This window comes from Sporolactobacillus inulinus, assembly GCF_006539285.1.
GTDB lineage: Bacteria > Bacillota > Bacilli > Bacillales > Sporolactobacillaceae > Sporolactobacillus > Sporolactobacillus inulinus.
Window position 1 is genome coordinate 1 of the sequence record NZ_BJMS01000089.1, and the last position, 13740, is coordinate 13740.

9 protein-coding genes and 3 pseudogenes are annotated in these 13740 nt (G+C 48.9%); 3 read left to right on the forward strand and 9 right to left on the reverse strand.

The window, feature by feature from the left end; all coding sequences use genetic code 11:
- Nucleotides 1-4: 4 nt before the first annotated feature.
- The 5 genes and pseudogenes from SIN01_RS11585 to SIN01_RS11605 form a co-directional block, all read right to left on the reverse strand.
- Nucleotides 5-1444, reverse strand: a complete 1440-nt coding sequence (locus SIN01_RS11585) for a PH domain-containing protein (RefSeq protein WP_047035250.1) — start codon at nt 1442-1444, stop codon at nt 5-7.
- Entirely contained in the window at nt 1434-1916 is a 483-nt protein-coding gene (locus tag SIN01_RS11590) for a PH domain-containing protein (RefSeq protein ID WP_010025992.1), read from the reverse strand. Before SIN01_RS11590 ends, SIN01_RS11585 begins: the two co-directional genes overlap by 11 nt.
- Before the next feature lie 469 nt (nt 1917-2385).
- Complete coding sequence (locus SIN01_RS11595) at nt 2386-3867, reverse strand: o-succinylbenzoate--CoA ligase (protein ID WP_010025990.1); 1482 nt, start codon at nt 3865-3867, stop codon at nt 2386-2388.
- A 20-nt stretch (nt 3868-3887) separates the two neighbouring features.
- Nucleotides 3888-4709 carry a 1,4-dihydroxy-2-naphthoyl-CoA synthase gene (gene menB / locus SIN01_RS11600; RefSeq protein ID WP_010025989.1) on the reverse strand — a complete coding sequence of 274 codons (822 nt, stop codon included), beginning with the start codon at nt 4707-4709 and terminating at the stop codon, nt 3888-3890.
- Between the two features lie 210 nt (nt 4710-4919).
- Nucleotides 4920-5327: pseudogene (locus SIN01_RS11605) on the reverse strand (MFS transporter); the annotation flags it as partial.
- Nucleotides 5328-5408: 81 nt separating this feature from the next.
- Here SIN01_RS11605 and SIN01_RS11610 point away from each other — a divergent pair.
- Nucleotides 5409-6553: pseudogene (locus SIN01_RS11610) on the forward strand (IS3 family transposase).
- A gap of 170 nt (nt 6554-6723) precedes the next feature.
- Here the strand turns inward: SIN01_RS11610 and SIN01_RS11615 are convergent.
- Nucleotides 6724-7752: pseudogene (locus tag SIN01_RS11615) on the reverse strand (sugar porter family MFS transporter); the annotation flags it as partial.
- A 431-nt stretch (nt 7753-8183) separates the two neighbouring features.
- On the opposite strand from SIN01_RS11615, the gene truA reads away from it, so the two are divergent.
- Nucleotides 8184-8921: a tRNA pseudouridine(38-40) synthase TruA gene (gene truA, locus SIN01_RS11620; protein WP_010025050.1), complete on the forward strand. Its 738-nt coding sequence runs from the start codon at nt 8184-8186 to the stop codon at nt 8919-8921.
- Here truA and SIN01_RS11625 read toward each other — a convergent pair.
- Nucleotides 8911-10605, reverse strand: coding sequence for an adenine deaminase C-terminal domain-containing protein (locus SIN01_RS11625; protein ID WP_010025052.1), 1695 nt, complete (start codon nt 10603-10605; stop codon nt 8911-8913). The two genes, truA and SIN01_RS11625, sit on opposite strands and share 11 nt — an antisense overlap.
- A gap of 271 nt (nt 10606-10876) precedes the next feature.
- Here SIN01_RS11625 and SIN01_RS11630 point away from each other — a divergent pair, with 271 nt between their 5' ends.
- On the forward strand, nt 10877-11488 hold the full coding sequence (locus SIN01_RS11630; protein ID WP_010025053.1) for a hypothetical protein: 612 nt from the start codon (nt 10877-10879) through the stop codon (nt 11486-11488).
- On the opposite strand, the gene SIN01_RS11635 is transcribed toward SIN01_RS11630, so the two are convergent.
- Both SIN01_RS11635 and SIN01_RS11640 read right to left on the reverse strand, forming a co-directional pair.
- On the reverse strand, nt 11452-12063 hold the full coding sequence (locus SIN01_RS11635; protein WP_010025054.1) for a DUF6944 family repetitive protein: 612 nt from the start codon (nt 12061-12063) through the stop codon (nt 11452-11454). The two genes, SIN01_RS11630 and SIN01_RS11635, sit on opposite strands and share 37 nt — an antisense overlap.
- Before the next feature lie 143 nt (nt 12064-12206).
- Complete coding sequence (locus SIN01_RS11640) at nt 12207-13442, reverse strand: MFS transporter (RefSeq protein ID WP_010025055.1); 1236 nt, start codon at nt 13440-13442, stop codon at nt 12207-12209.
- Nucleotides 13443-13740 lie beyond the last annotated feature (298 nt).

The following is a 13740-nucleotide window of genomic DNA, read 5'->3' on the forward strand; positions in this document are numbered from 1 at the left end:
TTTTCTAATGCTGTCGGAACCACTGAAAGATGGAATCTGCATTTTCTTTTTCCAGTTGTTGGACAGTGAAATTTTGTTCAGAAGAAGCGCGAATCGTCGCTGTACTAGTCGCAAGGCCCAGCCGTTTTTGGAGAAAGGACTGTTTCTTTTCCAGACTTTGGATGTGGTTTTTCCGTGTGACGGTGGTTGTCTTTGCGAACCAGCGATTGACAACGATCAGTCGTTGGCCGCTTAACAACCAGCCCTCGGAGCGGCGGCGAAACCAGCCATAAATTAGGATGACCGGCAAACCGATCAGCGCATATTTTCCCCAGTCGAAGCGCCAGGCAAGTACGGAGCACAAGATCATCCAAAAGCACGCCGGCACGGCCATCCGATAAAGCGTACTACGAAAGGGCAACGCGCGCGCAGATAGTGTCCCGGCAAACCTAGGAATAACGATGGTTAGAAAACTAGGAAGCTCTTCTTTTCGGATCATCGGAAAGACAATGACCGATCCGCCGCCATCGCTTTTTTCCAAATCAATGCTGCCGCTGCACTCAGCGTAAACCGTGCACCAGCCAAACAACTGCTGCAGCCAGGTTTCCTTGATTTGGATCGCTTGTACACGATCCGTTTTATAGGTTTCGTCTTTGGTCTCCCAAACGCCGCGATGAATGCGCCATTCGTTATCGAAAACCGAAAGGCGGAAAAATCCCCACCGCAGTAGAATGCTGATAAATGATGCAAACCAGAGCAGAATAATCGCAAATCCGATGAGGATGATTAGTCCGACGAGTGATGTGTGTTCAAGATAACTGAGCGAGCGACCACGAATACTGTCCGGTACGAAGTCGTCTGCTTGCGACCAAAGGCCAAATACCGCGGCCAGCATCACGCCAATTTTCGATGAAAGCAGCGAGGCGGCAAGCAGCCGTTTTCCTGATAATTGATATACTTTCTTCGGCTGTTTTTCTTGTACCAGAGCTTTCGGCGCTGCCTCCTCTGTCTTTATGTGCGGCTGCTGCATTTTGACACGACTAATTTCCGCCTTAATGCGTTCCGCTTCTTTTTTGTTCAATGCGGTAAGCACCATATCGCCTTTTGAAGCAGGATCGGCTGTATCAAATTTTAACTGAACAACGCCAAGCAGACGGAGCAACAGATTAGTTTTAATTTGAACGGATTGAATGCGCAAAAGCCGTATGTAGCGATCGCTGCGCACGAATATGCCGGAGCGGATATGGAATTGCTCATCAGATAATTCATAGGTATAGCGCAGCCATTTTACAAAATTAAAGATCAGGATGATGAGCGGAAGGATCAGGACATAGCCGATAATGTCGTCAAGGTGGCGCAGTCCCCAGGCAAATCCGAAACCGAGCGGCACGACGATGCTCCAGAGCGTTGACAAGGCGTCGCTGAAAATTGCGAAAAAGTGAAGATGTCTGCGTTTAGAGTTCATTGGACGGATTCTCCTTGATCAGCTCGGAGATCTGGTCACGCAGGGCAAGCGCATCATGCTCTTCCAAAGCAGGAATCTCATGCTCGCCTGCCGCAGTGGTCACTGAAACTGCCGTTAAGTGATGTTTGCGCAGTAATGGGCCTTGTTCGGTTTCAACATTCTGCACACGTGTGAACGGAATGACCGTCTGTGTAATAACCAAGATCCCGTCTTGAATAAGCAGATCCTCATGGCGAATTTCATAGAAAAAGGTTCGATAATTGATGCTCGGGAAAAGAAAAACGTACAGGATCAGCTGAAGAACGTTGAGCGCGGCCAGAGCACCGGCGATATAGAACAGGAAGTGCGGCCAATGGAAAAAAAGAATGCTGGCGGTCAGTCCGCCGATCAGCAACCAGAAAATGAGATGTGTCATGATCGCGCGTTGACGCCAGATCGTAACAATGCGGGGATTGAGTTGTTTTTTCTGCAAATAATTGACTCCTTTCAGAAGGGCGCAGCCTCATCAAGAGATAGATGCGCCCATATTTTGCTAATTATAAGCATTATAACATGAGTGTTTGTCCGGTTTGGAGGAAAATGAGCAGCAGCGATGAAAGCTTTATGACGGGGCGGTCCATCGTTCCTTTGGAAAAGGTCGGAAATTACTTTAACGCATGCAAAACTTTGATCAATCCGGGTAATGGAGGGAGAGGGCGAAAATGGATGTTTGTCCTCATGACAACGGATATAGAAGAAGTTCAGTGGTACAGGTCAAGCATTCCGGCCGTACTGTCAAAACGATCCGATGCCCGGTGTGCCGTGCTGAGCTGAAGGACTCATCCGAAAAGAAGCAGCAGCCGAAGTGCGATCAATAAAATAAAAGCCGGGCAAGCCCGGTTTTTATTTGCTTAAAAAAGTCGATTCGACTGCGCAGACTATCGCCCCGCAACCGCCGCGTCCTAATAATGTTCATGAGTCATTTTTTCATAGATGGCATAGAGGTTACGCCGCAGTAGCTTATGCGAAGCGTTTTCCGGCAGTTCATCCAGAACAAAAATGCGCTTCGGCACTTTATAGGCGGCAAGTTGGGTTTTGCAAGTCGTGATTAGTTCTGCTTCTGATAAATACGCGCCTTCATTCAGGCTGACGAAGGCGACTGGCACACGTCCCCATTCTTGATCCGGTATACCGATCACACCGGCTCTCTCGATCTCTTCACAGCCGTTCAAAACCGATTCGACTTCGGCTGGATACACATTTTCGCCGCCGGAGATAATCAGGTCCTTGCGCCGATCGAGCACAAACAGGAACCCGTCTTCATCAAGATAGCCGATGTCGCCGGAACGGAACCAATCACCCTCAAAGGCCGCAGCAGTTGCTTCTTTGTTTCTCAGATAGTGGCTGAACACGGTTAGCCCCTTGATTAAAATGTCGCCGGGTTCATTGGGCATCGCCGTCCGTCCATCTGCCTCAATACGGATCTGAAGTGGGAATAGCGGCTTGCCTGCAGAACCGGATTTTTTGCGCATGTACTCCGGCGGCAGGGTGACCGCTTGTGATGCTGTCTCGCTCATGCCGTACGTCTGATAGATCGGCATCTGCTGATCGAGGCAACTCTGAAGCAGAGCGGTCGGCACTGGACCGCCGCCAAGCAGAATACAGCGCAGTGACGATGGATAGGAATTGGGACCGGTTATGGCCATCATTCGCCGCAGCATCGAGGCAACAACAGAAATATGGGTTGCTTTTCCGTTCATCAGGAGCTGGTTGACCTGCTCTGGATCAAATTTCTTCATTAAATAAACCGGCATGCCGTAGATGATGCTTTTCATCAAAATGGACAACCCGCTGACGTGAAAAAGCGGGACGCAGCAGAGCCACATATCGCTCTGCTGGAGTCCAAGATTGATTAACGAACCATTGGCGTTCCACCAGTGATTTCCGTAAGTCAGCACGACCCCTTTTGGCCGTCCGGTCGTACCCGATGTAAAAATGACGGTGCACGGATCAGTTAGCCGAATCTCGGCTTCGTGATCATCAAAAAGTGCAGCAGTTTGCGTCAACGCTGCCACATCGATTATCGCGCAGTCCGCACCCGTGACCGCCTGATCAGCGGTCGCCGCATTGTCGCGATCGCTGATCAGTATCCGGCTGCTGCTCTCATTAATTTGTCCGGCTAACTCCATTGGTGACAGCCGTGTATTCAAAGGCACCATAACGGCGCCAAGCAGCATCAGCGCATAAACGGTTACGGCGCAATCCAACGTGTTTCCTTGCAGCGACGCGACATGATCGCCGCAGCACACACCAGCGTCGCGCAGTCCGCCGGCCGCCTGGCGCGCTCGCGCATAAAGTTGTTTGAAGCTGAGCTCTTCATGTGCCGTTTCCATTGCGAGCCGATCAGGCGTCAGCAGCGCGCGCTGACGGAGCCATTGCGGCATCGATGGATATGCGTCCGAACTCATGGGAATTTCGGGAACTTGCTGAAATCAGGATCGCGTTTTTCCTTGAAAGCATCGCGTCCTTCTTTCGCTTCATCGGTTGTGTAATAGAGAAGCGTTGCGTCACCGCTCAGCTGCTGAAGCCCTGCAAGTCCGTCCGTATCCGCGTTAAACGACGCTTTGAGAAACCGGAGTGCGGTGGCACTCTTCGACAGCATTTCTTTGGCCCATTTAACGGTTTCGTCTTCAAGCTGATCGAGCGGGACAACCGTATTGACGAGGCCCATGTCGAGCGCTTGCTGCGCATTGTACTGCCGGCATAGGTACCAGATTTCACGCGCTTTTTTGTGTCCGACAATTCGCGCCAGATAACCGGCACCATATCCCGCGTCGAAACTGCCGACTTTTGGTCCGGTTTGTCCGAAAACGGCGTTATCGGCGGCGATCGTCAAGTCGCAAACCACTTGGAGCACGTTGCCGCCGCCAATCGCATAGCCGGCAACCATGGCGATCACCGGTTTCGGGATGATGCGAATCAGATGTTGCAAGTCGAGTACATTCAGACGCGGAATATTGTCTTTGCCGACATAACCGCCGTTGCCGCGTACTTTTTGGTCACCGCCGGAGCAGAATGCCTTCGTACCGGCACCTGTCAGAATAATGACACCGATCGATGCATCATCACGTGCGCGCGCGAATGCGTCGATCATTTCAACTATTGTATTTGGGGTGAACGCATTGCGTACATGCGGTCGATTAATGGTAATTTTGGCAATCCCTTCGTAGGTCTCAAAAAGAATATCTTCATAGTCCTTGACCTTTTGCCATTCAATAGAGGACATGATTCCACCTAGCCTTCTGGAAAATTGATTGGATTTGTCACCGTTTTGTCAAATGTGACACCCATATTGTATCATAACGCACTTAGCTTTTCCGATGATTTTACTTGGTGGAAACAGCTCGCAGAGGCCGCCAATTTAAAAGAACACCGGATAACGGTTCCAACCATTACCCGGTGTTTTTAGGTCAACCTGATCATTGAAAGATTTAAATTACAAACTTTCATTTTGCTGCTTCTTTGGCTGAAGACGATCTCTCTCTCGGCCAAAATTGCGAAAGTATTTTTCTAATTCCTCTAGTGTACGTCCGCGAGTTTCGGGTAAGTGTCTGGCAACGAAGGTGATCGCTACCAATCCTAATAGGAAGAAAATAAAGAACGTGGTCGATAAACCAAATGTATCAATGAAGATCGGAAAGACCAAACCAATGAGGAAATTGGTAATCCAAAGGCAAAAAATCGCGACCCCCATGCCGATTCCCCTTAACTTCTGAGGGAAAATCTCAGATAAAGTCAGCCAGGTCACCGGCCCGACGGCTCCTTGGAAAAAACCGAGGAAAAGAACCGTTAAGCCTAGAACGATAAAGGGCAGCGCGGGTGATCCGTTCATCGTCAGTGAGAAGAATCCGAGGAGTAATTGTGCGCCACTCTATAATGGATCCAAGAATTCGGACACGAAATGAGGATGTGTTAAGGTAGGCTTATGAAACGAAAATCATATTCAAAAGACTTCAGAAGCAAAAATCGTGCTCGAAATTCTTCGGGAGGAGGCGACGCTAAACGAATTGTCCTCTAAGCACGGTGTCCATGTCAATCAGCTGAGAAAATGGAAACAGACAGCCCTGGAACAACTGCCCCAACTCTTCGACCGCCGGCAGAGTGAGCAGAGTAGGATACAGGCGGAATACGAGGATAAAATTGAGCGGCTCTATGGCGAAGTTGGCCGCCTGACCACGGAACTTTCGTGGCTTAAAAAAAAATCTGGCTACGACGATGTCACGCGATGAACGGCGGGCTCAGGTGGACTGGAACGATCCGGAGCTGTCGATCAGGAGGCAGGCTGACCTGCTCTCACTGAATCGTTCAGGCCTCTACTACCAGCCTGTGCCGCCATCTGCGGAAGAAATCGCCATCAAGCATCGTATTGACGAGCTGTACACGAAATACCCGTTTTTCGGCTCACGCCGGATCACACAGCAACTGAATCAGAGAGGGGTGAACATCAATCGTAAGGCCGTCCAACGGCACATGAAAGAGATGGGCATTCAGGGGATCCACCCCGGGCCGAATCTCAGCAAGAGAAGCCGAAATCAATATGTGTATCCCTATCTGCTGCGGAATTTGACTATTACCCATACCAATCATGTCTGGGGGATTGATATTACCTATATCCGTCTAAAACACGGCTGGATGTATCTGGCTGCCATTATCGACTGGTACTCACGTTACGTCATCAGCTGGTCGCTCGAACAGACACTGGAGATCGAGCTGGTGACAGTAACGGTTAAAGACGCACTGGCAAAAGGGATACCAGAAATCATGAACAGTGACCAGGGCAGCCATTTTACGAGCCCACACTACTTGGATCTTCTCAAGGAGAAAGCGGTTAAAATCAGTATGGATGGGAAGAATCGTGCTTTGGACAACATTATCACAGAAAGGCTGTGGCGCTCGGTCAAATACGAAGAAGTCTATCTCAAAGACTACGAAAGCCCAAGAGAAGCCCGCAAAGGGATTGGCGATTACATGCGGTTTTATAATCAGGAACGCCCTCACCAATCGCTAGGCTACCAGACTCCAGAATCGGTTTACTATGGACGGGTTGGCTGTGCCCTTCCCCATCCTTGAAAGAGGGTCTGTTTCCTCCGGGAACCTGTCAAGGGTAAAGGCTCCGCCCTCCCTGCGGTCGCCCTTGACAGAACCCCAAAGGAAACAGGCGGCAAGGTTAGGATGGGGAAGGACCTCCGAGACCCACCTTAAATTAATAAAAAACGTGTCTTGACAATAGGGTCCACTTTACTCGTTCCGATCAAGCCGGTGATCAGCATCGGGCGTCGTTTGACACGCCCCAAGAGTGCAATGCCTACAAAGGTTGCACAAAGGGAAATGACCCCATTAGCAATGTTGGCAATCATGGCTACATTTGTTGCGAAGCCTGACTTTTGAAGAATTTGCGTTCCATAATACATAATCGCATTAATTCCTGTAATTTGGTTAACGATGGCAATGCCAATTCCGAGAATAACAATCCGGCGAACCCACGGAATGGTCAGATCCTTAAAAGTTGCTTGGTTGATTTTGGTTTCTGCTGCAATCGAACTTTTTATTTCCCGGAGTTCCTGCTTTGCATGAATCTCCTGCCGAACCTGCCTGAGTACACGTAACGCTTTTCCGAACTTTCCCTTCGACGCATACCATCGAGGACTCTCCGGAACAATAAACATCCCGATCCATAGAATAATCGCCGGCAACGTCGCCAGTATCAGCATGTAACGCCAAATATGCCCACTTTCTCCCATTGTGTTTGCGATGACGGCATTAAATACATAAGCGAGCAATTGTCCGGTCACAAGCATTAATTCGTTTTGCGTAACCAATTGTCCGCGCAGCTTGGCAGGCGACATTTCTGCGAGAAAAGTCGGGACTGTCGCAGAAGCACCGCCGACAGCAAGACCGAGAAGAAAGCGAAATAAAATCATGACTCCTGTATTTGGGGCAAAGGAGCAGCCGAGCGTCGTCGCGATGAAAAGTAAGGCCAGATAATAGATAACTTTGCGGCGACCGTATCGATCGGATAGCCGGCCGCAGCAAATCGCTCCAAAAGCCGCGCCGAAGAGCAGCGAACTGGCAACCAGCCCTTCACTAAACGCATTTAAATTGAGCTGATCGGATCGGGACATATAAGGCAGTGCTCCGTTAATCACACCGGTATCATAACCAAATACCAAGCCTCCAAAGGTCGAGATCCAGATAATTAATTTCATAAATCGTTTTGGATTCCGGTTTTTTCTTTTACTCGTGACGGGGTCTTCTAACTGTATACCCATATTTTAATAAATCTCCTCCTCAAAAGATAATCGTTCATTTTTACCCTCTCTTTATTAGCTAGCGTACACGCTCCAAACCCCTCATCTAGCGATCATTAATAAACGAATCAAGGGTGGACAGATAAACATATGATTTATGAAACTTTGAATAAGATTAAAAGGGATATTGGCTGGGAAAATGGAGTCTTAAAGGGTGCGTGAATGCGTTCATAAAAAATAACTATAATAAGTTTAATGCTAAACTGATATAAAGTCAAAAATATTTGAATTTTACAGAAAAAAGTCTGCTGTCAAATACTTGATCACCCGCCATCGTGAGAGGCTTTTAACGAACACGAAAACCCAAAATTGACAAGAGATTGCTATTGGGAGACAATGCGGAAGATCAAGCATGGAAGCAGGTAACCATTGATTCACAGAGGGAGCAAACCATGAACAACTACAAACTAACCATCCAGTATGACGGCAGCCGCTACAAAGGCTGGCAGCGGCTGGGCGATACGAGGAATACGATTCAAGGAAAAATCGAACAAACGCTGACAGTAATTATCGGTCAGTCCATTGAAATCGTCGGCTGCAGCCGAACCGATGCCGGTGTTCATGCACTGGGACAAGTTGCCAATTTCAAAACGGAGACGCTGCTTGATGAAGCGGATTTTCTCAATCAATTGAATCATCAGCTGCCTAGAGATATTTGCGTGCCGGCCATGGAACACGTTTCTGACCGTTTCCATGCGCGTTACAATGCTAAAGCGAAAACCTATCTTTATAAAATTTGGAACGAACCGATCAGTAATCCATTTATGCGCAAATTCAGTATGCATGTCGAAGAAAAATTGGACGTCGCGCGCATGCGGCAGGCCGGCAAGCATTTTCTCGGCACGCATGATTTTACTGCTTACGCGAATGCAAAATCAAAGAAAAAATCGATGGTGCGGACAATTTCGGCGATTAAAATGGATGCGCATGATGGCTTCATTGATATCCGCTTGACCGGTGATGGCTTTCTGTACAACATGGCGCGGAAAATGGTCGGTACACTCATTGAAGTCGGGCTTGGCGCAATCGAAGTCGATGCGATTCCGCATATCCTCGAATCGAAGCAGCGCGTGCAAACAGGCCGCCTGGCGGACGCCTGCGGCCTGTATCTGGAGCACATTAGTTATTAATGGTTGGCACAATCAGCTGATTGGACTTGATGTCAAGGATACCCCTTGGCGTCAGTCGTACGAACGGGAGATGTCGTTCGGTCAGGAAAAACAAACAGAAGAACGGATCGTCAAAAGCGAAGCCGTTCTTTTTCATTGCTTGCAAGAACTGTTCGGCTTTGGGACTCAATGCGTCCATCGATCGTGTGCTCATGACACCGAGCAGATCCAAGCTGAACGAGAACGCATCCGTACCATCAAACTGTGCCGTGATCCCTTGGAATCCATGGCGGATTTCTTGGTAGGCGGCGTGCATTGCAGCACGGTCGCGCCCGATGATCAGGATGTCGCCGGAGGCAGAGTAGGTGCTTCCCAGTGCCTGAAGCGAATGCGCAAAGTTGCGAATACGTGTGTTTAAGACGGCACCGGTTAATCGGCATATATAGGTAAGAAGGCATTCATCATCAGACAGCGGGCTGACCGGATCAAAGGGGTACGGACGGGTAATGACGCTGTTTTGCAGTTCGAGACCGATCGAGACGGTCTGGCATAGTGGAAGATCCTCCGGCAGATAACGGCGTTCAGCTTGATTAAAATAGCCCGTCAGATCAAGATCAGCAGCCTTTGTCACCTGTTTTCCATTGCGCACGAGCCATTTGCCTTCAAAAAGAACGCTCGTCGGCTCCGGCTCTTCAAGTGATTCAAGAATATTGATGTCGGCAATTCTGCCCGGCGTGATGCTACCGAACAGGTCGTCGATATGGTAATATACTGCCGGGTTTAAGGTCGCCATTCGGTACGCGTCCGCCATAGAAATACCGCAATCCATGGTCTGTCTAATCATTGCGGCATGTGTGGCATGGTGTAAAAAGGGAAGTGATGCGCCGTCATTGGTCAGCATCAGCTTGGACAGATCAAGTCCCGGATGCCGTGCCAATCCGCTCATGATTACCGGAAGATCGGGACGGATCGATGAGTTGCGAATCGCAGTATAATAACCGAGATTGAGCCGATGAATTACATCGCGCGGAGTCATAGACTCGTGATCGCCCGTCATTCCGGATGCCGCGAACAGGTTGAGTGTGTTGAGCGATGAACCGGGCAGATGCGCTTCCATCCGTTTACCGGAGCGACGCACGGCAAACAATTTATCCTTTAAGTCCTGAGCACCTAATTTAAGCGGCAGCCAGTGGCTCAATTCTCCGCCCTGCATCACGAACGGCTGCTTCAGCCATTTTTCCAGCGCAGCAGTTGAAGGATGCTGGTTCTCAAAGTAAGCCCACCATAACCAGGAGTGTCCGCCTGCTTGATTCAGTTCGTGAACAAACTGTTCCATTTGTTCACCGCTCAAATGCGCCAAAGCGAAGCTATTGTCATTGACTGAAATCATCGTTCCTTTTTCCGTCAGATAGCGGCCTAAAGAAAGCGGGTTATAAACAAGAAAGGGGTGGGCATGTGGCTCAATATAGGCAGGGACCATGATCTGATTTGCTTTTAAACGGCAAACTTCCGTGTTTTCGGAAATCAGCGGTTCATCCGGGCCAACATAGGCAATCCGATTGCCGCTGATCCAAATGTTCTCTTTTTGGACGATGCCAGAATAGACATGAAGCACAGGGGCATCGGGAAAGAACAAGGATGCAGCTGCCTTTTTTTGAACGGTATCAATCAATTGGTGGTGTTCTTTTTCAGTTAACGCATGCATGGATGATCACATCACATTCTAACAAGTTGTCTCTATTATAACGAGAGACGTGCTGATTTTCATGGAAAGCAGATCCGCACCCCAATTTTTACCACTTTTTTGAGATCAACACGGTCATCGAAATGCTGTAAAATCCTATCTTCTGAAACACATATTGCGTTAGCATGCACCGGTCCAAACGGTTGGCGCACACGTGACAGAAATGCAGTTCTGCCACGCGTAGGCGTATAGTCAAAGTAAATCATTTTCGGTACAGCGCAAAGGAGAATCGATGAAAAAGAAGAAATGGATGTATTTTGTGTTCATCAGTGTCATCGCCGCCCTTCTCATGGCTGCCGCTTGGTGGATCGCCGCTGGCGCAATCAATCCCGCGATGCGTACCCCGTCCACGGATTTGTCCCGAGAGGCGTTCCATGGCATGCGTATCGGCGACTCGATTGAATCAAAGGTGTTTGTCCGTCGATTTGGCAAGCCGATTCCAAGAGCGCAGAAGGATCGAAAGCTGGTCTATTATTCCTGGAAGGGCGGGCTGGTTACGGCTTCAAAAAAGGCCGAACCGCACAAGGGGCGGATTGCCGCCTTTTATCTGCTTAAAATGCAGCGCGTGCGCCTTGGCAATGTGTTTTCAGACCCATTGCCTGCCTTGCCGTCATTTTCTTTTCGCCCAAGTAATCCGCTCAAAACCTATCGAGAGATTCAAATCGGGGACAGCAAAGAACAGGTGATTCGCCACTACGGCACTGATTATTATTCATTTAATATACGCGAGGGCGGGCAAATCATTGGCTATGTTGATCACAAGAATGAAATGAAGCTCGAGTTCAACATGAATAAGCATGCCCAGGTTCAGTCCATTAGGCTGGCGGAAGAAGGAATGAAGTGACCGGTGTCACGTGACTCAAAGGAGATTGTTGTTGCCCGATCATAGGCAGCTAGAAAGGAGAGCGATGCACCAATAGCTTGTACCCAACTGCCGGTCACGTTAAGTTGGTCCGTCTTGGCTTCGTCTGAGGTTTGATTGATCTGAAGAATCGTTGAAACCGACTGAAGTGAATTGCCGGCAATCTGTAACAAGTTGCCAATGATCGAGAGTGCGGTTGCGCGATTGTGTTCCTCCGTTTCCAGATCCGACTGCAGCGACAACGATCCTCCGAGTGCCTGAAGCATATTGCCGATCGTAGTCGATCGCAGATTATCTTGTTGCGGTTGCACGGCTATGGACCCATAGATGACGAGTCCGTTGCCGAAGCTTTGCATGGTGCCACCGACCGCATCCAGACCCTCGCTAATGTTCGCATCCAGTCCGTTCCCGGTCGCCTGCAAGGCGTTGCCCACGACATCCAGACCATTTTTTATCTCTTCCGGAAGCGTTATGGACGGTGTGGCACCTATAGCTGCACTGATCGTCCCCAGTGCATTGATGAAGGCATAATCAACTGCCTGAGTTTGCCCGCCCATTACTCGCTCCTCCTCCTCTCACAATTTATTGGGGATGAAGGCGGGAGGTTCATCATGAACAGGCGGGATATGTTGCCCCAGGCTGAATGAAAAACCCGTGCGGATGATGATCCACACGGGTTTTTCATTTATTCAAGTTGAATTTATTTATAGCGCGTGCGGCGTCCTGCGAAGGCAGGCTGGGCACGACGAAGATGCCAATTAAATTTGATACGACCACTGCGCAGTTGGTTAATCACCAACAGGAAGATGAGATAAGCAATGGCGATGCCAACGATATACCACAAGGTCATGGCGACACCCGCACGATCAAGTGCGAATCCGGTAGCAGCTGGGAACACGGCGGAACCTAGTCCGGATAGTCCCGAGATAATTGGCGTTACCAAGTGTGCGCTGTTTGGGATTGAGTAGTTTGCGTAGACTAAAGTGATCGAGTAAATTCCGGACATCATCAGGCCCAGTGTGCCAACAAAAATGTAGCCTGTCAGCGCATTTTTCAAGAGAATGAAGAAGAGCAGCGAGACGATCGTGCCGCAGATACTCATCAGTAGAAATTTGCTATAGGTGAGCCTGCGGATGACAAATGCAGTTGCTGCACGGCCAATAACCATGGCTCCCCAAAAAATGCCAACACTGATTGATGCGTAATAAGCGGCCTGATTTAAATAGTTCATAAAGATTGACGACATAAAGTTGTTCAGACTGCCTTCAAGCCCGCCATAAAGGAAGACGATCAAGCCGAAGAAACTCAGAACGACCCATTTTAATTGAATGCTAAGCGGTCGCTGAGTGTCACTTGAACCCGATGCGTCCAGGGGCTCGCGAGTATCGACCATGGTTTTCGAGTAAGAAATGCGCGTCCAGACAATGGCAAGGAGCACAGCGAGCACGGCGGTGATGACGAACAGATAACGCCAGATGTCATGGGCGATAAAGAAACTGGCAAGAAGCGGCATTGTAAAAGCACCGAGTCCGAACGACACTTCAAGATAGCTCATCGCTACCGCCTGGCGCCCGATAAACACTTCAATGAACATAGTGGCAACGACGATACCGATTGAAGCCGATCCAACGCTGTTCAGAAAATAAAGAGCCATAAACAATGGAAACGGCGGCAATACTAAAATGCTGAATTGAGCCGTAGCAATCAACAAAGCGGAAAGGGTCAGCAACACTTTCGGATGAAAGCGGCGATTGAGATATGAAGTCAGCAGAACGCCTGCAAGGAATCCCATAGCACCAACAAAAATCAGTCTTCCACCAATTGTGTATGAAGCATGGTAATAACTTAAAAGTTCGGGCATCACAGATCCGATAGAAATAGCCGTCAATCCGGTCAAAAAATACAATGCACAAGAGGCAAAAGTAAATTGGCGCATGGTAAAGCGCTCCTTTCATTGTGAACGATAATTGAGAAGACTCATCCGCTTAAAGGCTCCTAAGTTCCTAAGTCAACCAGAACATTGTAGCAGTATGCTCAAGACAATAGAAGCCTTTTGAATGATTTTTTTTATGTTTTTTTTGTTGCGCAAAAATGGGTGGATTTGCAATGATTACATGCATGAAATCCGCACAAAAAAGCATGTGGATGACGCGTTATTCGCCTAGCATTTCCACAGCGCTTATGCCGCATATGTATACGCAAGAACGGCCTTTAAGTTACCCAAGATCATTCTG

What these genes read in the sequence shown, in the direction of transcription:
- SIN01_RS11595 (WP_010025990.1), bottom strand. Translation starts at nt 3,867, where the DNA reads ATGCCGCAATGGCTCCGTCAGCGCGCGCTGCTGACGCCTGATCGGCTC.
- truA (WP_010025050.1), top strand. Translation starts at nt 8,184, where the DNA reads ATGAACAACTACAAACTAACCATCCAGTATGACGGCAGCCGCTACAAA.
- SIN01_RS11625 (WP_010025052.1), bottom strand. Translation starts at nt 10,605, where the DNA reads ATGCATGCGTTAACTGAAAAAGAACACCACCAATTGATTGATACCGTT.
- SIN01_RS11640 (WP_010025055.1), bottom strand. Translation starts at nt 13,442, where the DNA reads ATGCGCCAATTTACTTTTGCCTCTTGTGCATTGTATTTTTTGACCGGA.
- SIN01_RS11585 (WP_047035250.1), bottom strand. Translation starts at nt 1,444, where the DNA reads ATGAACTCTAAACGCAGACATCTTCACTTTTTCGCAATTTTCAGCGAC.
- SIN01_RS11635 (WP_010025054.1), bottom strand. Translation starts at nt 12,063, where the DNA reads ATGGGCGGGCAAACTCAGGCAGTTGATTATGCCTTCATCAATGCACTG.
- SIN01_RS11630 (WP_010025053.1), top strand. Translation starts at nt 10,877, where the DNA reads ATGAAAAAGAAGAAATGGATGTATTTTGTGTTCATCAGTGTCATCGCC.
- menB (WP_010025989.1), bottom strand. Translation starts at nt 4,709, where the DNA reads ATGTCCTCTATTGAATGGCAAAAGGTCAAGGACTATGAAGATATTCTT.